Origin of the sequence: Chryseobacterium sp. MFBS3-17 (assembly GCF_020687745.1) — a bacterium.
GTDB lineage: Bacteria > Bacteroidota > Bacteroidia > Flavobacteriales > Weeksellaceae > Marnyiella.
This window is the reverse complement of the sequence record NZ_JAJEWK010000008.1, coordinates 141,285-166,577: the sequence shown is the minus strand read 5'-3', so window position 1 is coordinate 166,577 and position 25,293 is coordinate 141,285. Positions and strand designations below refer to the sequence as shown.

The 25,293-nt window shown below is 44.7% G+C and carries 25 protein-coding genes and 1 pseudogene; 13 read left to right on the top strand and 13 right to left on the bottom strand.

Going from position 1 to position 25,293, the window contains the following annotated elements:
* Positions 1 to 31 precede the first annotated feature (31 nt).
* From LKO26_RS06255 to rsfS, 5 genes are all read right to left on the bottom strand, one after another.
* Entirely contained in the window at positions 32 to 685 is a 654-nt protein-coding gene (locus LKO26_RS06255) for a phosphatidylserine decarboxylase family protein (protein ID WP_227586993.1), read from the bottom strand.
* A gap of 3 nt (positions 686 to 688) precedes the next feature.
* Positions 689 to 1,561, bottom strand: coding sequence for a phosphatidate cytidylyltransferase (locus LKO26_RS06250; RefSeq protein WP_227586992.1), 873 nt, complete (start codon positions 1,559 to 1,561; stop codon positions 689 to 691).
* A gap of 20 nt (positions 1,562 to 1,581) precedes the next feature.
* The gene (locus tag LKO26_RS06245) at positions 1,582 to 2,163 is read right to left on the bottom strand and encodes an LUD domain-containing protein (RefSeq protein ID WP_227586991.1); all 582 of its coding nucleotides are present in this window, start codon (positions 2,161 to 2,163) and stop codon (positions 1,582 to 1,584) included.
* A gap of 134 nt (positions 2,164 to 2,297) precedes the next feature.
* Positions 2,298 to 4,325, bottom strand: coding sequence for an ATP-dependent zinc metalloprotease FtsH (gene ftsH / locus LKO26_RS06240; RefSeq protein WP_227586990.1), 2,028 nt, complete (start codon positions 4,323 to 4,325; stop codon positions 2,298 to 2,300).
* Between the two features lie 19 nt (positions 4,326 to 4,344).
* On the bottom strand, positions 4,345 to 4,707 hold the full coding sequence (rsfS, locus tag LKO26_RS06235; protein WP_227586989.1) for a ribosome silencing factor: 363 nt from the start codon (positions 4,705 to 4,707) through the stop codon (positions 4,345 to 4,347).
* A gap of 75 nt (positions 4,708 to 4,782) precedes the next feature.
* Between rsfS and LKO26_RS06230 the strand changes: the two genes are divergently transcribed.
* Positions 4,783 to 5,499 carry a biotin--[acetyl-CoA-carboxylase] ligase gene (locus tag LKO26_RS06230; RefSeq protein WP_227586988.1) on the top strand — a complete coding sequence of 239 codons (717 nt, stop codon included), beginning with the start codon at positions 4,783 to 4,785 and terminating at the stop codon, positions 5,497 to 5,499.
* Here the strand turns inward: LKO26_RS06230 and LKO26_RS06225 are convergent.
* Genes LKO26_RS06225 through LKO26_RS06210 form a run of 4 tightly spaced genes read right to left on the bottom strand, consistent with a single transcriptional unit; the run spans position 5,493 to position 8,827 of the window.
* On the bottom strand, positions 5,493 to 6,587 hold the full coding sequence (locus LKO26_RS06225; RefSeq protein WP_227586987.1) for an LptF/LptG family permease: 1,095 nt from the start codon (positions 6,585 to 6,587) through the stop codon (positions 5,493 to 5,495). The genes LKO26_RS06230 and LKO26_RS06225 overlap by 7 nt on opposite strands.
* Before the next feature lie 14 nt (positions 6,588 to 6,601).
* On the bottom strand, positions 6,602 to 7,738 hold the full coding sequence (tgt, locus tag LKO26_RS06220) for a tRNA guanosine(34) transglycosylase Tgt (RefSeq protein ID WP_227586986.1): 1,137 nt from the start codon (positions 7,736 to 7,738) through the stop codon (positions 6,602 to 6,604).
* A 1-nt stretch (position 7,739) separates the two neighbouring features.
* A complete protein-coding gene (locus LKO26_RS06215) occupies positions 7,740 to 8,108 on the bottom strand; it encodes a DUF4296 domain-containing protein (protein WP_227586985.1) in 369 nt (122 codons plus the stop codon).
* Positions 8,109 to 8,110: 2 nt separating this feature from the next.
* Entirely contained in the window at positions 8,111 to 8,827 is a 717-nt protein-coding gene (locus tag LKO26_RS06210) for a polyprenol monophosphomannose synthase (protein ID WP_227586984.1), read from the bottom strand.
* Between the two features lie 78 nt (positions 8,828 to 8,905).
* Here LKO26_RS06210 and LKO26_RS06205 point away from each other — a divergent pair, with 78 nt between their 5' ends.
* From LKO26_RS06205 to LKO26_RS06190, 4 genes are all read left to right on the top strand, one after another.
* A complete protein-coding gene (locus LKO26_RS06205) occupies positions 8,906 to 9,574 on the top strand; it encodes a DUF4271 domain-containing protein (RefSeq protein ID WP_227586983.1) in 669 nt (222 codons plus the stop codon).
* A 14-nt stretch (positions 9,575 to 9,588) separates the two neighbouring features.
* Positions 9,589 to 10,329, top strand: coding sequence for a uroporphyrinogen-III synthase (locus tag LKO26_RS06200; protein WP_227586982.1), 741 nt, complete (start codon positions 9,589 to 9,591; stop codon positions 10,327 to 10,329).
* 83 nt (positions 10,330 to 10,412) lie between these two features.
* Positions 10,413 to 12,461, top strand: a complete 2,049-nt coding sequence (locus tag LKO26_RS06195; protein ID WP_227586981.1) for a S9 family peptidase — start codon at positions 10,413 to 10,415, stop codon at positions 12,459 to 12,461.
* Positions 12,458 to 12,808, top strand: a complete 351-nt coding sequence (locus LKO26_RS06190) for a hypothetical protein (protein WP_227586980.1) — start codon at positions 12,458 to 12,460, stop codon at positions 12,806 to 12,808. The genes LKO26_RS06195 and LKO26_RS06190 overlap by 4 nt, the downstream gene beginning before the upstream one ends.
* Here the strand turns inward: LKO26_RS06190 and LKO26_RS06185 are convergent.
* Positions 12,800 to 13,312 (bottom strand): SRPBCC domain-containing protein, encoded by a 513-nt coding sequence (locus tag LKO26_RS06185; RefSeq protein WP_227586979.1) that lies wholly within the window; start codon positions 13,310 to 13,312, stop codon positions 12,800 to 12,802. The genes LKO26_RS06190 and LKO26_RS06185 overlap by 9 nt on opposite strands.
* A gap of 187 nt (positions 13,313 to 13,499) precedes the next feature.
* On the opposite strand from LKO26_RS06185, the pseudogene LKO26_RS06180 reads away from it, so the two are divergent.
* From LKO26_RS06180 to LKO26_RS06170, 3 genes and pseudogenes are all read left to right on the top strand, one after another.
* Positions 13,500 to 14,039, top strand: a pseudogene (locus LKO26_RS06180) (REP-associated tyrosine transposase); the annotation flags it as partial.
* Positions 14,040 to 14,135: 96 nt separating this feature from the next.
* On the top strand, positions 14,136 to 14,516 hold the full coding sequence (locus LKO26_RS06175; protein WP_227586977.1) for a zincin-like metallopeptidase toxin domain-containing protein: 381 nt from the start codon (positions 14,136 to 14,138) through the stop codon (positions 14,514 to 14,516).
* Between the two features lie 97 nt (positions 14,517 to 14,613).
* Positions 14,614 to 14,799 carry a hypothetical protein gene (locus LKO26_RS06170; RefSeq protein ID WP_227586976.1) on the top strand — a complete coding sequence of 62 codons (186 nt, stop codon included), beginning with the start codon at positions 14,614 to 14,616 and terminating at the stop codon, positions 14,797 to 14,799.
* A gap of 612 nt (positions 14,800 to 15,411) precedes the next feature.
* Here LKO26_RS06170 and ligD read toward each other — a convergent pair.
* The 3 genes from ligD to LKO26_RS06155 are packed head-to-tail and all read right to left on the bottom strand — an operon-like array spanning position 15,412 to position 18,749.
* The gene (gene ligD, locus LKO26_RS06165; RefSeq protein WP_227586975.1) at positions 15,412 to 17,274 is read right to left on the bottom strand and encodes a DNA ligase D; all 1,863 of its coding nucleotides are present in this window, start codon (positions 17,272 to 17,274) and stop codon (positions 15,412 to 15,414) included.
* The gene (locus LKO26_RS06160) at positions 17,217 to 17,951 is read right to left on the bottom strand and encodes a DNA polymerase ligase N-terminal domain-containing protein (protein WP_227586974.1); all 735 of its coding nucleotides are present in this window, start codon (positions 17,949 to 17,951) and stop codon (positions 17,217 to 17,219) included. The genes ligD and LKO26_RS06160 overlap by 58 nt, the downstream gene beginning before the upstream one ends.
* An 18-nt stretch (positions 17,952 to 17,969) precedes the next feature.
* Positions 17,970 to 18,749 carry a Ku protein gene (locus LKO26_RS06155; RefSeq protein WP_227586973.1) on the bottom strand — a complete coding sequence of 260 codons (780 nt, stop codon included), beginning with the start codon at positions 18,747 to 18,749 and terminating at the stop codon, positions 17,970 to 17,972.
* Positions 18,750 to 19,050: 301 nt separating this feature from the next.
* Here LKO26_RS06155 and LKO26_RS06150 point away from each other — a divergent pair, with 301 nt between their 5' ends.
* From LKO26_RS06150 to LKO26_RS06130, 5 genes are all read left to right on the top strand, one after another.
* A complete protein-coding gene (locus LKO26_RS06150; protein WP_227586972.1) occupies positions 19,051 to 20,604 on the top strand; it encodes a sensor histidine kinase in 1,554 nt (517 codons plus the stop codon).
* Between the two features lie 22 nt (positions 20,605 to 20,626).
* Positions 20,627 to 21,313: a response regulator transcription factor gene (locus tag LKO26_RS06145; RefSeq protein ID WP_227586971.1), complete on the top strand. Its 687-nt coding sequence runs from the start codon at positions 20,627 to 20,629 to the stop codon at positions 21,311 to 21,313.
* A 173-nt stretch (positions 21,314 to 21,486) separates the two neighbouring features.
* Complete coding sequence (locus tag LKO26_RS06140; protein WP_227586970.1) at positions 21,487 to 22,128, top strand: hypothetical protein; 642 nt, start codon at positions 21,487 to 21,489, stop codon at positions 22,126 to 22,128.
* Between the two features lie 49 nt (positions 22,129 to 22,177).
* Positions 22,178 to 22,513, top strand: a complete 336-nt coding sequence (locus tag LKO26_RS06135; protein WP_227586969.1) for a hypothetical protein — start codon at positions 22,178 to 22,180, stop codon at positions 22,511 to 22,513.
* Between the two features lie 72 nt (positions 22,514 to 22,585).
* Positions 22,586 to 25,231, top strand: coding sequence for a TonB-dependent receptor domain-containing protein (locus LKO26_RS06130; RefSeq protein ID WP_227586968.1), 2,646 nt, complete (start codon positions 22,586 to 22,588; stop codon positions 25,229 to 25,231).
* Positions 25,232 to 25,293: the final 62 nt, after the last annotated feature.

Below are 25,293 nucleotides of genomic sequence, written 5' to 3'. Positions count from 1 at the left end.
GTCCGGATTTCAGTGATTTTTAAGCTCTGAATTACTCCTTCATGCGGGCAATGATATCTGTTCCGCCTTTTGTTTTATCGCCTATTTTACAAAGAATTTCCGTATCCAATGGTAAAAAAACATCCATCCGAGAACCGAATTTTATAAATCCAAACTCGTGTCCGGCTTTAGCGGCGTCACCTTCCTGACTGCTGAACACAATTCTGCGGGCTACATAACCCGCAATCTGCCGGAACACTACCGTGTGATCTGTAAGACTCTGTACGGCAATCGTAGTTCTTTCGTTCTCTGTAGAAGATTTCTCGTGCCAGGCCACCAGATATTTTCCCGGGTGATATTTTTTGTAAGTCACCGTACCCGAAACCGGATAGCGGCAGATATGAACATTAAGCGGGGACATAAAAATGGAAACCTGAATGGCTTTTCCACGGATCACCTCATCTTCATCCACTTCTTTAATCATGACTACCTTGCCGTCTACCGGCGCAATCACATTTTCGCGGTGATCTGTAATCTCACGGTCCGGAACCCTGAAAAACCAGAATATGAGGCCATAAATGACCAGCAGCGGAATAATGATGAGCAGCGCATACATCTTTAAGAAATATACCGCCAGGAAGCCCAGAACGGCAAAAACTACAGTAGCCAGAACAATGGTTCCTCTGGATTCTTTATGAAGTTTCATGAATTATAAAATTTTATCAATAATCAGATACAAATATACAACCGGGGCACAGATGATGAAACTGTCCAGGCGGTCCAGCACCCCACCATGCCCGGGAATCAGATTTCCCGAATCCTTCACCCCGAAATTTCGCTTCAGTTGGCTTTCTACCAGATCACCCACCGGCGCAAATACCGCAACTAAAAATCCTATAATCATCCAGTTACCACGCATGTCGGGATTATACCGCTCCACAAAGAACGACAGGAGCAGGGTCAGCATTACCCCTCCGGCGAATCCTTCCCATGTTTTTTTTGGTGATATTTTAGGTGCCATTTTGGTCTTCCCGAAAAATTTTCCGGACAGGTACGCAAAGGTATCACTGCTCCAGATCAGGATAAAGAGGTAGAAAACTTCTAATGTAAAGACGTCACTGTACAGCGATATCTTGGGCAAGGCCAGGGCAAAGCCAAAGGGCAATGCGGTATAAATGACAATGAAAATAAGTTTACCACTGTCATAATACAATTCGGTTTTATATTTAAAAACGGTAATGACGGCTATGAATATGAGGGAGAGCGCCAGCATTTCAGACAGTCTGAAATCAAAGAAAAATCCATTCAGAAAATAGCGCTTGCCAAACATGTAGAAAGCCAGAACAGATAATGGTAATACCAGCCACCGCTCATAGCCGTTCCCGAATTTCATGATGCGCATACACTCCCATGCAGAAGCCAGAAAAAGAAACGCCATTAACCCGAAATACAAATGATGCTGGCTGACGAGTCCGGGGAATAATGCATTGATGGTTCCGGAACCCAGTGGGTGCACGCAAGCCATTAAAATCAAAACATAAACAATACCCGAAATGGTGCGCTGAACTAAATTTTTGTCCAAAACAAATTAGGATTAAGGTGTTAATCTTCTATCAGAAGCAGAAAAAGTTTCGCATTGCTTTTGCCTGGAGCATCCAGTTTATTCTGGTTGCCACTGATGGAGGTAAGGTTTTTCACCATACCGTTTCGTTTTATTTTGCCCATGGCATCATTCAGATTATTCACGATCTGCGAAACATTGGCCATAATAATGATCTTATCCGGCAGGCGCGAGGAGTGGAAATGTTTAATATTATTGTGAGAAAGCATGATGCGGCCGTCAAATGCAATGAGATATTCACAGGTAATAAACGCAGCGTCATTAAACAGTTCCAGATTCTCGGTATATTTCACCTTGACCACGTCCAGAAAATTCTTAAGATCCTGGTCACAGCAGAATACCGACCTTATTTCTTCTATTTTCAAAATCTGATTCAGGGTCTGCAACGCTTCTGCCTCGTCTGCACAATAATTGAAAAATCCCCCCGAATGAGTAAACAACTGAGCAAATTTATAGTCAAGATCCGCATTTTTAAGTGAATCCCCTAATTTTACCAGGCTTTGGTTTTCGTCTTCCTCCGGCTGGTTCATTATTTTTCCTACAATTTTCTTAAATAAGCTCAATGTTCTGAATTTAATTAAAGTCTATACAAAAATATAAAAATATTCACGTAATCATCTAAATGATTCTTAAAAAACGCAAAAATCCCGATATCACTTATCTCAAAGCTGATATCGGGGATTTTAGTTTAAGTTTTTTATAGCTGAGTGTTGCTTTCCGGTGCTGCCGTATTGGCATCAGACACCGGCTGTTCTGTCCCGGAATCTGCCGGGGGCGCTGCCTCCGGAACCTTATCTGCTTCTTCGGCACTGCTTACCGGTGTTTCCGTAAGCTCGGGATCCCATGCCCGCTGTCCGAAGATTTCTTCCAGGTCTTCGCGGAATATCACTTCTTTTTCCAGCAACTTATTGGCCAGCGCATCCAGTTTATCTTTATTGGTTTCCAGAATATGCAATGCCCGTTCGTACTGGGTTTCAATGATTTTGGAAATTTCCTCGTCTATCATCTTCGCGGTTTGCTCTGAATAAGGTTTCCCAAAATTGTATTCTGACTGGCCGGAGCTGTCGTAGTAAGAAATATTTCCTATTTTATCATTAAGACCATAGATGGTGACCATGGCCTGTGCCTGCTTGGTGACTCTTTCCAGGTCAGAGAGTGCTCCTGTGGAGATATTCCCGAAAACAGCCTGTTCTGCGGCACGCCCGCCCAAAGTGGCGCATATCTCATCATACATCTGCTCTGTGGTAGTAAGCTGTCTTTCTTCCGGGAGATACCATGCGGCACCCAGAGAACGACCCCGCGGCACGATGGTGACCTTCAGCAGCGGTGCGGCATGTTCTACCAGCCATGAAATGGTTGCGTGACCCGCTTCGTGGTACGCCACCCTTCTTTTTTCTGAAGGTTTTATGGCTTTATTTTTCTTCTCCAGTCCGCCGATAATCCTGTCTACCGCATCCAGGAAATCCTGTTTGGTTACAGAGTCATGTCCGTTTCTTGCGGCAATGAGTGCCGCCTCGTTACATACATTGGCGATATCTGCACCACTAAATCCCGGGGTTTGCTTTGCCAGAAAATCGCGGTCAATATCCGGAGACATTTTGATTTTGGACAAATGAACCTCGAAGATTTGTTTTCTCTCGTGCAGTTCGGGCAGATCTACGTAGATGGAACGGTCAAAACGTCCGGCACGCATCAGTGCTTTATCCAGAATATCTGCACGGTTGGTAGCAGCCATTACAATCACATTCGTATCGGTACCGAAACCGTCCATTTCTGTAAGGAGCTGGTTCAGTGTGTTTTCGCGCTCATCATTTCCTCCCGTAAAATTACCTTTACCTCTGGCTCTTCCTATGGCATCAATCTCATCAATGAAAATAATGGCCGGAGATTTGGCTTTGGCCTGCGCAAACAAATCGCGCACTCTGGAGGCTCCTACCCCTACAAACATTTCCACGAAATCTGACCCGGACAGGGAGAAGAACGGTACTTTGGCTTCGCCGGCAACGGCTTTTGCGAGTAAAGTTTTACCGGTTCCCGGAGGACCCACCAGCAGTACACCTTTGGGGATTTTACCACCCAGACGTGTATATTTATCGGAGTTTTTCAGGAAATCCACTACCTCCTGCACCTCTTCTTTGGCACCTTCCAATCCGGCAACATCTTTGAAGGTTACTTGGATTTTATCTTTCTCATCAAACAACTTGGCTCTGGATTTTCCGATGGAGAAAATCTGGCCACCGGGACCTCCGGAACCAGCCATTCTTCTGAAGAAAATAAAATAGATGATGAACATGATGATGAGTCCTATGGCAATCTGCATCAGGAAACTCTCCATCATGGATCCGGCCGTGTCTACGTTAATGGTGGTGGCAATCTGTGGGTTTTCTGCTTTGGTTTTGTCAAACTTCTCCATCAGCAGTCTCAGTTCTCCGTATTTCAGGGTATAATCTGCACTTGGTGTGGTATCCAGCGCCGCAAAGGGACTCTCGGTTTTTTGACTGTTTTTTGCCAGCGCCGATTTGGCATCGGGGGTCAGAAACACATCTGCGGTGAAGTTGTCACGGTATGCTTTTATATTCTGTACTTTTCCCTCTTTCATCATGGTGAAGAATTCTTCCTCTGTAATTTCTGCAGTATTGGAAGGCATGAAAAGCCCCCTGCCGAAAAAGAGAAGAAATCCCATGATGGCGATTGGGAAAAACCAGTTAAATCCTTTATTGTTCATTATTTACTCTTTAAAAAAATTAAGCTTCGATTCTGGTAATTTTAGCATCACCCCAAAGCTCTTCTATATCGTAATACTCCCGAACCTGCTTCTGGAAAACGTGAACCACCACAGACACATAGTCTACCAGCACCCACATCGCATTTTCTGAACCCTCTACATGCCAGGGCCGTTCCTGCAATTCGTTTCGTACTTTTTTCTCAATATTTCCTGCAATGGCAGAAACCTGTGTATTGGAATTTCCACTGCAAATGACAAAGGTTTCGGCTACTGAATTTTCAATACCGGAAAGGTCAAAAATCATGATATCTTCCCCGTTGGTATCTTGTATAGCGTCCACAATTTGTGTGATCAGTAATTGTTTATCTGTATTTTTACTCATTAAAAATTGGTATAATCTGCAAATTTATTCTTTTTTCTTTATTTTCACATCCTGCAAAGTACTAAAACTTTCTTAATGACCCAACTGTTTTACCTCCCTCAGTGCACCTCAACCAATGATGAACTCTTAAGGTTTCTGAGACCCGGATCTACTGTTGTAGCCGGACTTTACACCCTGAATCAAACCCATGGCCGCGGGCAGTATGGAAACTCGTGGAGCGCCCCTGCCCATGAGAGCATAGCCCTCACCGTAGCCGTGCGTCAAAGCACTTTGCAACACTCCGATTCTTTATTCAATTTCCATACCGCGGTCCTGATCCGCGATTTTCTGGCCAAATTGACAAACCGCGACGTGAAAATTAAATGGCCCAATGACCTGATTCTGGAACATAAAAAGATTTGCGGCATTCTGATTGAAAAAAGAAAACACCAAAACCATGAATATTACCTGATTGGTGCGGGCATCAATGTACTGCAGGAAACTTTCGGAGATATTCCGAGAGCAGGGTCGCTGAAAACGCAAACCGGAATCACATACAGTCCGAAAAAAATAAGTGAAGACTTGTTTGAGTTTCTGGCCGCAGGGATTACCGCACCCGTGCCGGAGGAGCAAATTCTGGCCGGTTACAATACCCATCTGTACCGGAAAAATCAGATTTCGGTATTTGAAAAAAACAAAATACGCCAAAATGGCATTATAAAATCGGCAGATGCCAGCGGATATGTATGGATTGATCTGGAGAATGAGGGACTTCAGAAATTTTACCACAAGGAAATTGCGATGCTTTACTGATTGGCCCGCTTCCAGTAGAGAACAGCAGCCAGCGGGCCAAATACAATATTGGGCATCCACATGGCCAGCAGCGGCGTGAGCGTTTTATTCTCTGAAACCACCTTCAAAGCTTCAAAAGAAAATACAAAAATAAAGGCCAGTGCAATCCCTATGGCCAGATTCACCCCCAGGCCACCCCGTTTTTTCTGAGAGGATAAAGAGAGTGCCAGAAAAGTAAGCACAATCACGGCTACCGGCATGGATGTACGCTGGTACAGTTCGTTCTGATAGGTATTCAGATTGCTGTTTCCTTTGTCTTTTTCCCGCTGGATGAATTTCAGCAGCTCGGGAGTGGTTTTGGTCTGTCCCAGCAACTGATCGGGAAACAATTCCTCCGGCGGAAAACCGAAACTTTTGGCAATCTGGCTGCCGTTATTCAGTTTCTCTGTATCATTGGGCAATATGGTTTTTTCATAGAACCCTGTCAGAATAAATTTCTTCAGCTTGGCATCCCAGTGCATTTCTGAGGCCAGCAACTGGTACACCAGCCGCTTGTTCTGATCATACTTTTTATAGCTGAATCCGGAACCCCGTTTTTCTTTCTTGTTATAGCTGTGGATGAAGATATACTCGTGCGGATTGAGCTGCGTGGAGACAGGAGCACTCCCAATGATGGATTCCCGCTTCACCGCATTCATGGTGTACACCTCCAGTTCATTTTTCTTGATATTGGCCCAGGGCAGCACAAAATGATTGACCACGAGTGCAAAAACCGCAATGATGAGCGAGGTAATGAGGTAGGGTCTGGCAAAGCGGTGAAAACTGGCACCACTGCTGATGATGGCTACAATTTCGGTATTATTGGCCATTCTGGACGTGAAAAAGATCACGGATATAAATACCAGAATAGACATGAAGGTCATGATGAGGTAAATAATCCAGAACGGGTAATAGCCGGTAAGGAATTCGGAAAGCTGAAAGCCGTTTTCCTCAATTCTGGGCTTTTTTGCCTGTACATCAATTACCAGGACCACTGTAGAAAGCAACAGCAAAATAAACCCGAAAGTTCCGAGGTATTTCCTGATGATATAGCGGTCTATAATTCCCATTATTGTTTACAATCTTACAAGCGCTGGCGCAGACCCGGCAGTACAGAATCCTTCCACTGATAAAAATCGCCTGCCACGATATGCTCCCGGGCTACCCGAACCAGATCCAGATAAAAGGCCAGATTGTGAATGGATGCAATCTGCTTGGCCAGATATTCTTTAGCAACAAACAAATGTCTTACATAGGCTTTGGAGTATTCATAATCTACAAAACTGGTTCCGGACTCATCCAGCGGAGAGAAATCCTGCTTCCACTTTTCGTTTTTCATGTTCATTACGCCGTTCCAGGTGAAGAGCATCGCATTTCGTGCATTTCTGGTAGGCATCACACAATCCATCATGTCAATTCCCAGGCCTATGGATTCCAGAATATTCCACGGAGTCCCCACACCCATCAGGTATCTTGGTTTTTCTTTCGGCAAAATATCCGTCACCACATCGGTAATGCGGTACATTTCTTCTTCCGGCTCTCCTACAGACAAGCCACCGATGGCATTGCCGGCGGCATCACTTTCTGCAATCACCTCTGCCGAAATTTTTCTTAAATCCGAATACGTAGACCCCTGTACGATAGGGAATAAATGCTGCTGATGACCGTACAGTTCAGGATTTTCACGGCACCACTCTATACATCTTTTCAGCCACCGGTGGGTGAGTTCCATGGAAGTTTTCGCCTGATTGTACTCGCACGGATATGGCGTACATTCATCAAAAGCCATAAAAATATCGGCACCGATCTGTCTCTGGATTTCCATAGATTTCTCCGGCGAAATGAAGTGATAACTGCCGTCTATATGCGATTTGAATTTCACGCCTTCCTCGGTCATTTTTCTGGATGAAGCCAGAGAAAACACCTGATAACCGCCAGAGTCGGTCAGAATGGGACGGTCCCAGTTCATAAACCGGTGCAGTCCGCCGGCTTTGGTCATGGTATCCATGCCCGGGCGAAGGTATAAATGATAGGTATTTCCGAGGATAATATCAGCGTTGATATCATCCTTCAATTCGCGCTGATGTACCGTTTTTACAGAAGCTACGGTGCCTACCGGCATAAATATGGGGGTCTGAATGCTGCCGTGGTCTGTGGTAATCACTCCTGCACGGGCTTTGCTTTCTGAAGTTTTTTCTATTTCAAAAATGTTCTGCTTCATCTTATTTTATGAACGGACTGGTCTCTGCAGACTTTTCCTGTTCCTGCTTTATAAATTTTGCTGCTTCCGGGTGTTTTTTCCGGACAATTGTCTGGGCTTTTTCCAGAATACCTTCTATTTCTTTTGTGATGGAGTAATACTTGTAGCTTTCAGAAAAATCTGTGGCGGTTACCTTATGCTGATGCATGACCTGGCGGGTACCGGTTTCAATATTGGCATCAGCATTCACCCGGAAAGATTCGTCGCTGATGGCAATATCTGCCAGAATCTGCGCCATTTTTTCCTGAGACAGCAGATTTTTGGGTTCCTCTGCATATTTCGAGCAGGAAACCATAAACAAAATCAGAAAAAGATACCGTATTTGTTTCATTCCTACAGTTTTCCGATTAAGGATTGCCATTTCAACCTTAGCACACCAAAAACAGCTTCTCCTATAATCCCGCCATTCATTTTACTCTCGCCCTGAATGCGGTTGGTGAAAATAATGGGCACTTCTACAATTTTAAAACCTTTTTTATGGGCCCTGAACTTCATCTCTACCTGAAATCCATACCCTTTCAGGCGCACATTATCAATGCCGATTCCCTCCAGCACGCGTCTGGAAAAGCATACAAAACCGGCCGTGGTATCATGCACAGGAATTCCCAGAATGAAGCGCACATACCCGGATGCGAAATAAGAGAGCAGCACCCGTCCCATGGGCCAGTTTACCACATTTACACCTGTAGAATAGCGGGATCCCACACTCATATCTGCGTTCTTGCACGCTTCAAAAAGTCTTGGTAAATCTGCGGGATTGTGAGAAAAATCCGCATCCATCTCAAAAATATAGTCGTAGCCATTCTGCAATGCCCATCTGAAGCCATGGATATAGGCTTTGCCCAGTCCGTCCTTCACTTTGCGCACACTGAGGTGCAGATGTTCGGGGTGATTCTGCTGCATTTCGCGCACCAGATCTGCGGTTCCGTCTGGTGACGAATCATCTACCACCAGCACATGAAAATCACCCTTCAGGGCAAACACCGCAGACAAAATGCCGCGGATATTCTCCTTTTCATTATAGGTAGGTATAATAACGAGTTTTTTCATTACAGTCTGCAAAGATAGTTTAATTTCTGCACAGCATTTACATTTTAAAATAATCCTATTTTTGCAAAAATTTGTGGTTTGATTTCATTCATCAGTATCTCTAATGACGTGCGGATTCCCGAAAACAACGATTGGGTAATCATTTTATTGCTGTGCTGCGCTTTTTTATATGTTTTTATGATGATTTCGCTCCACCGCGACGCCAGTGTAAAATCATTCCTGCAGCAGGAATTTGCAGAATCCAGCAACCTTTTCATCAGTTGGGTCATTGTATCGCTGGTAACTTGCCTTACACTTGCAGCACTCATCTCACAACACATCCCCATCGTTCCCAAAGCCGTGAGCGAACTGCAGATTCTGGGGCTGCAGCTGAACAAATTCGGGTTTACATTTCTGACACTGGTCCTGTTTTATCTGTGCAAGGCAGCGCTGAGCTATCTGTTCTTCCAGAGTGTGGGCTTTTCCCGCCGCTGGCCGGCGTTTACCTTTACCGCCACCCGGTTTTACTTTGTCCTGTCGCTCTTCCTCATGGCAGCGTGTACAGGTCATTACTATTTTATAACCCATAAAGCAGAAATGCTGCATATTTATGTAATTTCCTTTGCTTTGGTTGTGATTTTCAAACAGTTTTACTACCTGTTTCACAAAAATCAAATCCTGCCCCCGGAATGGTATTATAAATTTTTGTATATTTGCACCCTCCAAATTATGCCTTTACTGGCACTCTGGAAACTATTGTTTTTTTAAAATACAAATACACAATGAAAATAAAGTCTATTCTTGTATCTCAGCCTGCGCCGAACGAGTCTTCCCCGTATCTGGAAATGGCAAAGAAGGAAAAAATCAAAATAGATTTTAGACCTTTTATCCATGTGGAAGGTTTGGATAATAAAGAGCTCCGTACTCAAAAAATAGATCTGAACCAGTACACCGGTATCATCTTCACCAGTAAAAATGCGATAGACCACTATTTCAGACTGGCAGAAGAAATGCGTTTCAGCGTTCCTGATTCCATGAGATACATCTGCCAGAGTGAAGCCATTGCGAACTACCTGCAAAAGCACATTGTTTACCGGAAAAGAAAAATCAGTTTCGGTGAAAAGACTTTTGCCGACATGGCTCCGCTTTTCAAGAAATTTCCGTCAGAAAAATATTTACTGCCTTCATCAGATGTGCTGAGTCCCGATATTCCGGCCACACTGGATAAAGCCAACCTGGACTGGACCCGCGCCATCATGTACAGAACCGTTTGCTCAGACCTTACAGATATCTCCATCAAGGATTATGACATGCTGGTTTTTTTCAGTCCGCAGGGCATCAGATCTCTGCATCAGAACTTTGAAGACTTTAAGCAAGGCGATACCAAAATTGCCGTTTTCGGACCTACCACACAGAGTGCAGCCGAAGAAACCGGACTGAAGGTAGATGTGATGGCACCCACCAAGGAAACTCCTTCTATGACGATGGCCATAGAGAAGTACATCCGCAATATGAATAAATAATTCTATTAAAAATATCCAAAAACCGTCTTTTCAGCCAGAAAAGATGGTTTTTTATTTTACATTTGAACTCTTTTTACACAATTATGCAAGCTCCAAAGGCAAAGAAAATAAATACCCTACTGGAAAAACACGGCGACCACAGAACCGATGCCTATTTCTGGATGAATGAACGGGATAACCCGGAAGTGACCGGTTACCTCCGTGCCGAGAACGACTATGCCACGCACGTGATGAAGGATACCGAGCCTCTGCAGGAAGCGCTTTATGAGGAAATGAAAGCCCGGTATAAAAAAGATGATGAGTCTATTCCCTATTTCTTTAATGAATACTGGTATATTGTACGCTACGAAAAAGGCCAGGAATACCCGGTATTCAGCAGGAAGCACCTTTCACTGGATGCGCCCGAAGAAATCATGCTGGATGCCAATATTATGGCCAAAGATTTTGCCTACTTTGATCTGGGAAGTGCCGCGGTGAGTCCGGACAATCAACTGGCGGCATTCTCTACCGACACGCTGGGTCGCAGAATCTTTACCATTCACTTTAAAAACCTGATGACCGGCGCACTGCTGCCGGACCGGCTGGAAAACACCACCGGAAAATCCGTGTGGGCTGCAGACAACCGGCATGTATTCTACATCAGAAAAGATAAAAACCTGCGAGCTTACCAGGTATGGCGTCACGAATTGGGCACCGCACAGTCCGAAGATATGCTGGTGTTTCACGAAGAAGATGAGGCATTTGATGTCAACGTCTTCAAAACAAAATCCCTGGAATACATTTTCATTGCCAGCTCCAGCACAGTTTCAGACGAGCACCGCTTTGTCCCGGCAACTGATGTGGATGCGCCATGGACCATTCTGCAGCCGCGTATGGCAGATCTGGAATATTCTGTAGAACATTTTGGCAATGATTTTTATATCATCACCAATGCAAATGACGCCACCAACTTCAAAATTGTGAAAACACCGGTGGCACAGTGCGGCATCGCACACTGGCAGGATCTCATTCCGCACCGTGAAGACACTTTGCTGGAGGGTTTTGAAATCTTCCGCGACTATCTGGTGCTGGAGGAAAGAACAGAAGGCCTGCTACAACTTAAAATCATTGACCACAACAATCAGTCCTCTCATTACCTGCCGTTTTCAGACCCTACCTATACGGCCTACATTGGGATTAATCTGGAATTTGCTACCCATACCCTCCGCTACGGCTATACTTCCCTCACCCGGCCGAATTCTACATTTGAATACGATATGCAGGAGAAAACCACTACCCTGCTGAAAGAACAGGAAGTACTGGGCGGAAAATTTGTGGCCGGAAATTATGTTTCCGAAAGAATATGGGCGCCCTCACGCGACGGAAAATCCCGGATTCCGGTGTCGCTTGTTTACCATAAAGATACGGTGAAGTCAGCCCGCACGCCGCTGCTGCTGTACGGGTACGGCAGTTACGGACATACGGTAGATGCCAGCTTTTCCAATGTACGGCTCTCCCTGCTGGACCGGGGCTTCATCTACGCCATTGCCCACATCCGTGGCGGGGAATACCTGGGAAGAGACTGGTATGAAGACGGCAAAATGCTGAATAAAAAGAATACATTTTTTGACTTTATAGATGCCGCAAAACATCTCATCACGGAACATTACACCTCATCGGCTCATCTCTATGCCATGGGAGGTTCTGCCGGTGGACTGCTGGTAGGAGCGGTCATCAATGAAGAACCACAACTCTTTCATGGCGTTGTGGCTCAGGTCCCTTTCGTAGATGTGGTGACCACCATGCTGGACGAAACCATACCGCTGACCACCGGGGAATATGACGAATGGGGAAATCCCAATGAAAAAGAGTATTACGAGTATATGAAATCCTACTCTCCGTATGACAATGTGCGGGAAACCGACTATCCTCATATGCTCATTACCACAGGGCTGCATGATTCTCAGGTACAATACTGGGAACCAGCAAAGTGGGTAGCCAGGCTTCGGGAACTGAAAACAGATGACCACCTCATCATTTTCAAAACCGATATGAGCTCAGGACACGGCGGAGCCAGCGGCCGTTTTGAAAGTCTGAAGGAAGACGCCCTGGAAATTGCATTTTTACTAAAACTAGAAGGAATTACAGCATGAGCAATATTACAGAAGGCCAGCTATGGGCCCGGGTAGAACAGTTTTTTGAAGAACGCTTTGACACCGGTAAAAATCCGGCGCTGGACACCATTTTGTTCCTCATTGGGGTACAGGAACTGGGCAGCGGCGCCCAGAAATACACCAAAGATGACAAACTGAATATTCTGCATATAGCAGTCTGCAGATTACTGCAACCGTTTGGGTACTATGAATTTTCGCATTATGACGATGACGGATTCCCCCATTTCGACCCGTTGGAACCCATGCCCGAACTGCGGCCGAATGAGCAGCAAATCCTCATGAAAAAAGCCATCATTCAGTATTTTATGGACGAGGATTTATTCTGAGCCGGCTGTTGCCCTGTGCGCAGCCATCACCTTGTACAGGTGATCCAGCGTCATTTTAAAACCCTCTTCAAAACCCATATCCAGCAGTTTCTGAAAATCTTCCGGGCTTTTGCAGTGAATGTTGATGGTGAGTTTTGCGCCCTGCTGCACACCGGTAAACCCAATGAGCCAGTCTGTGAGGGGCAGATTGACATTTTCTACACCATTTTCATCTGCAAAAAAATCGGACCATGAAATCGTTCGGTTTTTCCGGATTTCGTTGTAACGTACGCCGGCATATTCCCGTTCGCCATTGGGACCGGCCATGGCATAATGCCATTTTCCGCCGGGAGTGAAGTTCATGGACAAAATTTCGCAGCGCCAGGGTTGCGGTGCACACCAGCTGCTGAGCAGATTGCGGTCTGCAAAATATTCCCACAGTTCAGAAACATCTGCCGGCAGGACTTTCATGACAAAAATAGTGGCCGCTTTCGGATCGGTTTTAAAAATGGTCTGGTGGCTCATGTCAATTGTTTTATCAAAAATAACGTTTTTCTAAGGGATGGCCAAAGATTCGCTCCCGGCAAACATACACACCTCTGCCGCACGAACCGCTCATGTGGTTTTTTATTCTAACCGGAAATTTCTAAAATTATAGTATTTTTATCTTTATGAAAACATAGAGATGAGCTGAAATTACAAATTTCATAATCCTGAAGGTTTATATTTCGTGAGTTTTGCGGTTGTAGGCTGGCTTGATGTATTTGTCCGGAACGAATACAAAGACATTTTTTTGGAAAGTGTAAGATTCTGTCAGCAGAATAAAGGTTTGGAAATTCATGCCTGGTGCATCATGTCCAGCCATGTTCATTTAGTTTTTAGGAGCATAGACGGACAAAAACCTGAACTTCTTATTGGTGACTTAAAAAGATTTACCAGCAGAGCAATTGTACAAGCCATCAAAGAAAACCCAACCGAAAGCAGAAAAGAATTCTTATTGAATTTCTTTCTAAGAGAAAGCTCAAAAAGTTCAAATGTAAAACACTATCAATTCTGGAGACACGATAATAAACCTGTTGAACTATGGAGCAATCATGTTATTAACCAAAAAATTAATTATATACATCAAAATCCTGTTGACGCAGGTTTGGTTTTTCGGGCAGAAGATTACAAATACAGCAGTGCCGTAGATTATGCTGATGAAAAAGGCCTTTTGGACAATGTTGTCATTTTTAGAATGTTTGGTCTTTAAGGAACGGCGGGGAAGCGGCCACACGAAAGGATTCGTGCGGCAGCGGGGGCTTTTCAAGTTGAAGGTTTTTTCTACCCATCAGGAAAAGTTTTTGAAATGAGTCCTAAGAATGCGGCACTTTTGATCACTGACGGTAAAAAAATGAAACTCGTGATACGGGAAGATGCCACAGTATATGAACTGCTTCACGAACTAATGCATATACGGGACTGCAACGCAACAGGCATGAAATCATTTATGCAAAAACCTCTGGTGAAGAGAGAGAAGTTTGTTTATGACAAGATGGTAGAGCATTCAAAGTATCTGAACAGGAAAGAATTAAAGCATGCTGAATGGTACATAAATGACAGATATCACAAATACGGGATCACGGACAATTTAGGTAATCCAATAAAAGAAACTTTACCATTTAATTTAGATGACATCTCTAAAAAAAGACAAGAAGCAAATCTTGATATAATCTTAAATTCAAAATAAATAGTGATGATAACAAAAGAACAGGCAGTTCAAAATGTCGAACAATATATAAAGAAAAAGAATAGAAGCTATGTCTATATAGAGAGAGAGAGTCCAAATGAAGGAGAAAATAGAAGTTCCATACGGTAAGTATGAAGACCAAAAAAAAGATGTTTATGTTGTAAATTATGATATCGAAGGTTATTATGGAGATGTACCTAACTTTGTCTATGTCGATGCAGAAACAGGCGAAGTGTTATTTACTATGACAGAGCATGGCTATGCCGAAGATTGGGAAGAATAGAAATATGATAACCAAAGAAAAAGCATTGGAAAATGTAAAAAAATATATAAAAGAGAGAGAGGGACTACATTGAAATAGCATCTTTAGAAAAAATATATTTAGAAAATAATGCTTATATAAATTATGGAAAATATGATGAGCAAGAAAGAGATACTTATATTGTCACTTGCCGTTTAGAGGGATATTTAGACCCCATTTCTCATTATATAGCCGTAGATGCAGAAACAGGGGAAATATTATATACAATAACCGAACATGGTTATGCTGAAGATTGGGAAGAATAAAAAACAAATTAAATATTGAATGAATAAGGAAGAAGTCGTCTCATAACTTAATGAAACGGCTTTTTTAATGAATTTCTCACGGACTCCTACCAGAGAATGGTGCCCAAATATTAAAATCTCAAAGAACTAATTGAGTATTAAGACATTTTCGTTTTTTAGAAGCTTCTTACAAGCAGGTATGGCAAGGGTAATTGTAATGATAAGAATGGGCTGCATATTTTAAGACCAATTAAAACAACCCTGCAAGGTGACTTCAGAATAATTCTAAGAAAACCACGCACCCAAATAAAACACGACACCTTTTGTCGCATGATCTGTTTGATGATGATCAGGAAAATTGCTCCAGAACCTTCAGTAAATCCGGAGCCTTACCCAATACCGGTTTAAACAGATCTCCCCGGGCCTTTAACCGCTCTGCCGCATTAAAAATATTGAAATCCGTGGGTTGCAGTCCTGTTTTCACCTCGTCCCAATCCAGCGGCATAGACACCGGCGCACCTTTCCGGGGGCGCAGACTGTACACGCTGGCCAGTGTTTGCCCGCGGCGGTTTTGCAGGTAATCCAGATAGATTTTATTCTTATCCCGCTTTTGCAGACTCCGTTCCAGCGTAGTGAGATCCGGGAGTTTTTCCTGAACCATCTGCATTAGTACATGCCCGAAATCCTTCACCTGGTCATACGTATAGACCGCACCCATAGGAATATAAACGTGAATGCCAGAACTGCCGGATGTTTTGGGATAACTTTTTACACCCGCAGCATCCAGCAACTCCCGCACCATCTGCGCCGTTTCTATAACATCTCCGAAGGTGTTTTTTTCAGACGGATCCAGATCCAGCACCAGATAATCCGGGAAATCTGCCGTGGAAATGCGGCTGGTCCACACATTCAGTTCTATACATCCCAGATTGTTCAGATAGGCCAAGGTTTCTTTATTGTTGCAGATGATATAATTAATATATTTATCTGAACTTTCGGAGAATACTTTCTGGGTTTCAATCCAGTCCGGGGTTTCATCTGCTGCGTCTTTCTGGTAAAAACTCAGTCCTTTTATGCCGTTCGGGTAGCGGTTCATGGACTGTGGCCTGCCTTTCAGGTGCGGAAGAATGTATCTGGAAATAGTTTGGTAGTAGGCTATTACATCGCCTTTCGTGACCTCATCATCCGGAAAATACACCTTGTCCTGATTGGTGAGCTTCACACTTTGTTTACCAATCTTTCTGGTAACATCTTTCTTTTCTGCTTTACGTTTGGGGGCTTCTTTCTTCACGGGTTCTTCTTTTGGGGGTTCCTGCGCTGCATCAAAGTTTATTTGGGCAGGGTCTTTATCCTGCCGCAACCTCAGAAATACGGGGTGGCGGTAGATATGGTCTTTGGTAAGTTCCGTAAATTTAATTTCTGCTACCAGTTCGGGTTTCACCCACGTGGCCTTACCATTGGTCTTTGGCGTTATCCGGAAAGCGGAACCGGTGACTATCAGTGGCGCCATTTTCTCATACAATTCATCGAGCATCCGGTCCGAAAATCCCGTACCGGTATGTCCGCAAAACACCAGATCACCGTCCTGATACTTGCCCAGAATCAGCGAACCGAATTTTTTGCGCGAACCGCGGGGTTCTGTGAATCCGCAGATGAGGGCTTCATCTGTTTTGTTGATTTTTATTTTTAACCACTCAGAACTGCGGATATTCTCCCGGTAGAGACTTTCTGAGCTTTTGGCAATGATGCCTTCCAGACCCGTTTCGTCTGCCGCTGCAAAGAAATCTTTGCCTTTTTCTGTAATATGGTCACAGTATTTGATGATTTCGGTTTCCACCAGCGCTTCTTTCAGCAGTTCCTTTCGCTGCAGCAGCGTGAGACCGGTGGTATCATGTCCGTTCAGCCACAGCAGATCAAACACCTGAAAGGCCAAAACCAGATCCGGATCATCACCAATTCGCTGCAACCACTGGAAGTTGGGCCTGCCCTGCTCGTCATAAGCTACGATTTCGCCATCCAGCACCATCTCATGCTCCTGCAGTTTCAGCGCACGGGTTACTTTTTTGAACTTTTGCGAAAAATCCAGACCATTTCGGGAATAGAGCCGCACTTTGTCTTCGCGCAAATCTGCCACAGCGCGGTAGCCGTCCCATTTTATCTCAAAGATCCAGTCGGGATCATCAAATGGTTTATTGCCTGTTTTACAGAGCATAGGCCGTATGAATTCCGATAGTTTCTTTTCCCCGGAAAGTGCCGGGGTATAATTTTTAAAGGATTTTGCCCCTCCGGATTTATCCTTTTTTTTTTACGCTCCTTCTCCTTCAGCAGGGCAGTGACTCTGGAGTCTTCATCCGTATAGGCTTCCGCATCATAATCCTCTTCCACCGCAAACTTATCTTTATGTTTAATGAGCAGCCAGGCGTTTTCATCTTTGGCATTTTTGATTTTGACGAGGGCAAATTCGCCTTTCAGTTTTTCGCCGTGCAGCACAAATTTCAGGGATTCCCTGTGCAGTTCGGCCCGCATCACCAGGTCATCAGATTTTCCTTTTACCGGCTCAATGGGTTCATAGGTTCCCTGGTCCCAGATTTCCACCTCGCCCGCGCCATAATTTCCTTCGGGTATGGTTCCCTCAAAGGTGCGGTAGTCATACGGGTGGTCTTCCACCATCATGGCGAGGCGTTTATCTGCAGGGTTCAGGGACGGTCCTTTGGGCACAGCCCAGCTTTTCAGCACCCCATCCATTTCCAGCCGGAAGTCATAATGCAAGCGGCTGGCTGCATGCCGCTGAATGACAAACTTCAACTTGTTTCCGGCGGTTTTCTTTTTGCCCGAAGGTTCAGAAGTTTCCTTGAAGTTTCGCTTTTTATTGTATTCCTGCAGAGACATAGCTGATTGTTTTAGCGGTTAGCCGGCTTTTTTCTTTCCCTTCTGCAGACTGGCTTTCAGCATGGCCATCAAATCTGAAGCTTTGCCTTTCGGCTCTTTCACATCTGCAATTTTTACTTTTTTACCTTTGGCTTTTTGCCTGATGATTTTCAGGAGATCTTCGTTGTAGGTGTCGCTATATTTCTTCGGATCGAAAGTCGTGGCAAGCGATTTAATCAGCTGTTCTGCCATTTTCAGCTCCTCTGCTTTTGGTGCTTTGCCGCCGGGTATTTTCAAATCATCAAAATCCCGCATTTCTGCAGGATACCGCATCCGGTTCACCATCAGAATTTTATTTTCATAGGGTCTGATGAGGCATAGAACTTCCCTTTCTCTCAGAATAAAGGATCCTATGCCGGCCATTTTGGTCTTTATCAGTGCTTTCAGCAAAAGTTGATACGCAGCTTCACCATTCTTCTGAGGCTCCAGAAAATAAGGCGTTTCAAAAAATGCCGGATCTATCTCGGCTTCTTTCACAAACTGCGCAATGCTCAAAATTTTTGATTTCTCTGGACTTACAGCCGCAAAATCATCATCGTTCAGAACAATGTATTTATCTTCTATTTTGTAGCCTTTCACAATGTTTTCCCATGCGACTTCCTTGCCGGTGTTCTCGTTCACTCTTTTATATTTGATGTTGCTCAGGTCTTTCTGATCCAGCATATCCAGATCCAGCGTACTCGAATCGGTAGCCGAATACAATTTGATGGGAATATTGACCAGACCAAAACCTATGGCGCCGTTCCAGATTGCTCTCATAAACCAGTTTTAAAGGGATTACAGTCCGGGTTGCGCGTTTTGCAAGCCAGGATGAAGTCAAAGATAGCACAACCATATGACCGATGCGTTCTACAATTCTGCGGAATATTTATAACAATCAAAGGCAGCAGGTAAACATCTTTTCTCCCGTACCACAGCAATCTGTGTGAAACATACTCTTGTTTTCACAATAAAATGTTAAAAGAAACGCTTTTAAGAAAAATTTATTATTTTATCTCTAAGATTTTTAAATTTATATTGTTAAAAGACGTAATTTTAACACCTGAAATTAAAAGGTTCAATGAACAATAAATTTATACCCATTATATCGGTATTCATGACCATCTCCCTAGTGGTTTTCGTGGCACTTCAGTTCTACTGGCTCAAAAGCTATTACGAAGCACTGGAGCAGGAATTCTCTAATAAGGTGCACGCCGCACTGGAATCATCCACCAAAAAACTTTCAGATATGGAGGTAGAAAAATACTATGCCCTATATAAAAATCTGGATCAGGACGTCATCAATCGCAGCAATCAGCCCTCACTTACCGCCATACAGCAGGTAGAAGATTCTGCTACCAAACGCACCATTACCTACTCCAAAAATATCATTGAAAATAAAGATATCCCGATTTCGCTTTCCGGTGACAGCCTGAAGGTGACCACCATGTACACAGATGAAGCACTGCTCACCATCAAGAGGGACCAGAATGCACCCGAACTGCTCACCGCAGATCTGAATCAGTCTATACAAAGCGGCGAATACACCCTGAAAGAATTTGCCAAACTGAATGCCAACAATGTCCCTGTAGAACGCCGGGTAGATCGTAAAACACTGGACTCTGTAGTTTCCCGGGAGCTGAAACTGAAAGGAATTGAGACAAAATTCGGATTCGGAATTCTGGATACCAAGAATAAACTAACATCTGTGGCCAATGATATCTATAAAGATGAAAAAACATCAGACAGCTACAGCTATCCGCTTTTTACAGACAGCAAAGACCGCACCCAGTACAGTCTGGCACTGGTTTTTCCCAGAAAAGGCTACTCCCTGGCCAGAAATAACCTGCCCATGCTGCTGGGAACATTCATGTCTTTGCTTACCATCCTGGGCATCTACATCACCTCCATTAATTATATGATGCGTCAGAAAAAAATTGCCGAAATCAAGACCGATTTCATCAACAATATGTCGCATGAATTCAAAACACCGCTGGCCACCATATCTGTAGCAACCGATTCTTTGGCCAATGATAAAATATCTACCAATCCGGAGAAGGTAAAATACTATTCACAACTCATTAAACAAGAGAATCTGCGGATGAAAAAACAGGTAGAAAACGTCCTGAATATGAGCAAACTGGAGCGGAATGAAGTGCAACTGTTCCTGAAGGAAACCAATCTGCGAAACCTCATTAAGGGCATTACCGAGAGTTTCGGCCTGATTGTGGAACAAAGAAACGGCACGCTGGACCAGAATTTCACGGCCCACCGGTATATTGTGAAAGTAGATGAATTTCATATTTCCAATGCCATCATCAACCTGCTGGATAATGCCAATAAATATTCGCCCGAGGCACCGCACATTACAGTCACCACCAAAAACGAAGGCAGCTGGTACGTGATTGAAATCTCAGATAAAGGAATCGGGCTGGATGCCGACAATAAAAAAAGGATTTTTGAAAAATTCTTTCGGGAAGAAACCGGAAATGTTCACAATGTAAAAGGACAGGGCCTCGGACTTTCCTATGTGAAAAAAATAACAGAACTCCACGCGGGCCAGATTCTGGTAGAATCTACACAGGGCAAAGGCAGCACCTTTACCCTGAAACTGCCGATGACTGCCGTAAGTTAAACAATAAATACAATTTAAAACAATGAATAACAGGATCTTATTAGTAGAAGACGACCAGAGTTTTGGGGCCGTTCTGAAAGATTATCTTACCATCAATAATTTTGAGGTAACCCTGGCCACAGACGGCGAGCAGGGACTGAAAGAGTTTACAGAAAATGAATTTGACATCTGCATATTTGATGTGATGATGCCCAAAAAAGACGGCTTCTCACTGGCAGAAGACGTGAAGAAGATTGATAAAAACACACCCATAATCTTCCTTACCGCCAAGAACCTGCGCGAGGACATTCTGAAAGGATACCAGCTGGGCGCCGATGACTACATTACCAAACCATTTGATACTGAACTGCTTCTGTATAAAATAAAGGCCATTCTTCAGCGCAGCACCAGCATAGAAAATGAAGAACAAGAACAGTTCAAAATCAGCAATATCTTCTTTGATTCCATGCTGCGCCAGTTGCGGGTTGGCGACCTTGAATATAAACTCTCGCCGAAAGAAAATGAACTGCTGAAACTACTGTGCCTGCACCGCAACGATTTCATGCCGCGGGATTTGGCACTCAGAAAAATCTGGAAAAAAGAGAATTACTTTACCGCCAGAAGTATGGACGTTTACATAGCGAAACTGCGTAAACTGCTGAAGGACGACGAAGGTCTGGAAATCATCAATGTACACGGCGAAGGCTTCAGACTCCTGGTAAAGAACTGACACCGCCCACCATATTGCATCAAAAATGACCCGCAATACTTGAACATCAGCAGCGGAATTGAAGTGGTGTTTATGCATATGTTGACAATAATTAATATTGAGCGCCGCTGATAACAGTAAAATTCCGGTTCATTTGATAAGAATTTGCTATTTTTGTAGATTATTTTAACGATATGAAAATCAGAAACCTATTGATAACAGGCGCTATCCTTTCGCTTGCCGCCTGTAAAAAAGAAGAAATAAAGCCGACGTATCTGGAGGATGAGACACCGGCACCTGTAGCCAACACCACCGAAGCGGCCAAGAGCAGTGCCGCAGGATTACTGTTGCCACAGAGTACTGGTCCCGCGCCTATGGCGGTAGCCGGTCAGACTACTGCACCGGGAACGAACCCGCCTCACGGTCAGCCCGGGCACCGTTGTGAAATTCCGGTAGGAGCGCCACTGAACAGCGCACCCGGAGCCGGCAATACCCAACAGATTGTGGTAGATCCGTCCTCGTCCGGTAATACCCTGCAGATAGACCCGAATGCTGCAAAACCCAGCCAGAACACGCCTACTGCAGCAGGTATGAATCCGCCGCATGGCGAGCCCGGACACCGTTGCGACATCGCCGTCGGTGCCCCGCTGAACAGCCCGGCCAAGGCCGCACCCGCTACACCGCCTGCTACTGCTGCCACCACTGCAACACCCGATCCCAATGCGTATAATGTGCAGAATAAACCTGCTGTAGCCTCTACAGCAGCAGGAATGAATCCGCCCCATGGCGAACCCGGTCACCGTTGTGATATTGCCGTAGGTGCTCCATTGAAATAAATTCTGTAATTTTGCAGAAGCAATGGCAGAAAGATTAAAAATAATTGTAATGATATTTGCTTTGGGACTCTTTGTAGTACCAAAGCAGATATTTTTTGCCCAAAGCGCTCAGATGTCCTGCTGCCAAACGGAAAAAACCGAAACTTCCGGCTGCCACAGTGATCAGCAAGAGCAGTCCTGCCATGACACTCAGGATCAGAACTGCACCACCAACTGTACCAGTTGCGGCGCCTGTCATTTTACAGTGGCTTATTTCTACGGACATCCCACTACCCATATCAATTCCGAAATCCGCAACATTTCTTCAGCTGCGGAATTCACGTATATAACCCCCGATATCTCTGATATCCTTTCCAAAATCTGGCAGCCCCCCAAAATAGGTTAATTTCTAAAGATTACTGCCGAAGGCATCAGCCTACGGCTCCGTTTACTTTAACCTTAACTTATTTTAAAAACAATGAAAAATTTATTGAAAAGTCTTCTGATTTTCGGTCTTTTGCTGTCTCAGAATCTTTTGGCACAAACTCTTACCCAGGCTTCCTTTATGGTAAAAGGAGACTGCGGAATGTGCAAAACCAGAATAGAAAATACCGCTAAAAAATCAGGAGCAAAGACCGCCAGCTGGAGCGCATCCACCCAAACCCTGGAACTGCAATTTGATGAATCAAAAGTTACCGCAGACACCATCCTGAAAAACATCGCAGACGCAGGTCATGATAATGAAAAATATACCGCGCCGGATGAAGTCTATGCCAGCCTCCCCGGCTGCTGCCTTTACACCCGTTCCAAAGTGCAACACACCGAAACCACTGCCGATGCTGCCGAACACTATTTTGTGAGAGGCAACTGCGGTTCCTGCAAAACACGCATTGAAAAAGCAGCTAAAGACGCCGGCGCAACGTTTGCCCATTGGGAAGCAGAAACCCAGACCCTGAATCTGAAATACGACCATTCCAAAACTTCTGCAGACCATATTCTGCAGAAAATTGCAGATGCAGGCCATGACAATGTGAAATTTACGGCTAACGATAATACCTACAATAACCTGCCCGAGTGCTGCCTGTATGACCGCGAACTGCCTTTGGGGGTAAAAAGCGACCGTGTACACACAGATGAGCCACGCCAGGACTTCACCCAACATGCCGATCATGTGGACGAAAGCATCGAAGGTGTTACGTTAACCAAATCAAATCCGGCTACCGCCCTGAGCAGAAAATCGGCGGGATTAACGTTTAACATTGGCGAAAAAGAACTCCTGAAAGCGGCCTGCTGTAACCTTTCTGAAAGTTTTGAAACCAATGCCACGGTAGATGTTTCTTTCAGCAATGCCGTGACGGGAACCAAGCAACTCAAAATGCTGGGACTGGATCAGAAATACACCAGTCTTACCAAAGAACTGCTCCCGGAAATCCGGGGTCTTGCTACTGCTTATGGTCTGAATTTCATTCCCGGCAGATGGATTGGCGGAATACAGCTTACCAAAGGTGGGAGCACCGTCACCAACGGCTACGAAAGCATTACCGGGCAAATCAACACCGAACTGCTGAAACACAGCACAGAACCGGAAACAGGAATTAATCTCTTTGCCGATGCCAATGCCCGTACCGAAATGAACATCACCCACACAGCACCGCTGAATGACCACTGGAACCATTCTGTGCTGCTGCACGGCAACGGAACGCTGGCCAAAATGGACACCAATGACGACGGATTCATGGACCAGCCTACAGGCACACAGCTGAATGCAACCTACCTGCTGAATTACAGCGATCTGGATCACTCCGGATGGGCCACGCATTTTGGGATTAACTTCCTTCAGGATCAAAGAAATGCCGGACAGATGGATTATAATCACCGGCTGGATCAGAGCGAACAAAGTGCATACGGGGTAGGTATTGACATTTCACGCTTCCAGGTGTGGAATAAAACCGGACATATCTTCAAAGGAAAACCTTACCAGAGTCTGGGCTGGATGAACCAGTACACCTATCATCAGCAGGACAGTTTCTTCGGACTCCGCGATTATTTCGGGAAGCAACACACCTATTATTCAAATCTGATATTTGAAAGCATATTCGGCAATACCAATCACAAGTATAAAGCCGGAGCCAGCTTCCTGTATGACCGTTATGACGAAGATTACCTGGCCACAAACTATCAACGTACAGAAACCGTACCCGGACTGTTTTTTGAATACACCCTTACCGGTGAAAAATATACGGTGGTGGCCGGAGCCAGAACAGATTTCCACAATCTGGCAGGCACACAGTTTACCCCAAGGCTGAACTTTAAATACGACATCACCCCGAAAACGATTGTGCGGCTTTCTGCCGGCAAAGGATTTAGAACCGCCAATATTTTTGCAGAAAGTCAGGCATATTTTGCCTCAAACAGAGCCATTGACATCCTGAACAGTGGCGGCGACATTTATGGACTGAAACCGGAAATTGCCTGGAACTACGGGGCAAGCCTGCAGCAGGAATTCCGTTTGTTCGGAAATAAATCTTCCGTTGTGGCCGACTTCTTCCGGACGGATTTCACCGATCAGGTACTGGCAGATCTGGATCAGAATGCACAGAAAATCACCTTCTATAACCTGGATGGACAATCCTGGGCCAACAGCCTGCAGACGCAGTGGGATTTTTCACCGGTAAAGAATTTTGAAGTACGACTGGCGTACAAATATTATGATGTGCAGGCAGATTATCTCTCTGGACGCAAAGAAGTACCGTTCATGGCCAAACACCGCGGCTTCCTGAATCTGGGTTATGTAACAACCAAAACCGACAAAGGTTCCCTGTGGTCATTTGACACAACGTTGAACTGGGTGGGTCAGCAACGTCTGCCGGATATGAGCACCAATCCTGCAGCATTTCAGTTGCCGGCATATTCTGAAGCGTACTTCACATGGAACGCACAGATAGGCCGGGATTTCAGTGAGAAAGTGCGGGTGTATGCCGGTGGTGAGAACCTTACGTCCTTCACTCAGGAACGCCCCATCATTGATGCACAGAATCCCTTTGGTAACTACTTCGATGGTGGCATGGTGTACGCACCCATTATGCCCGCCAATTTTTATATTGGCCTCGACCTGAAATTTTAACTAATTTTTATACAAAGAAAAGAGAGCCCGGTTTACTGAGCTCTCTTTTCTTATTTCTGATG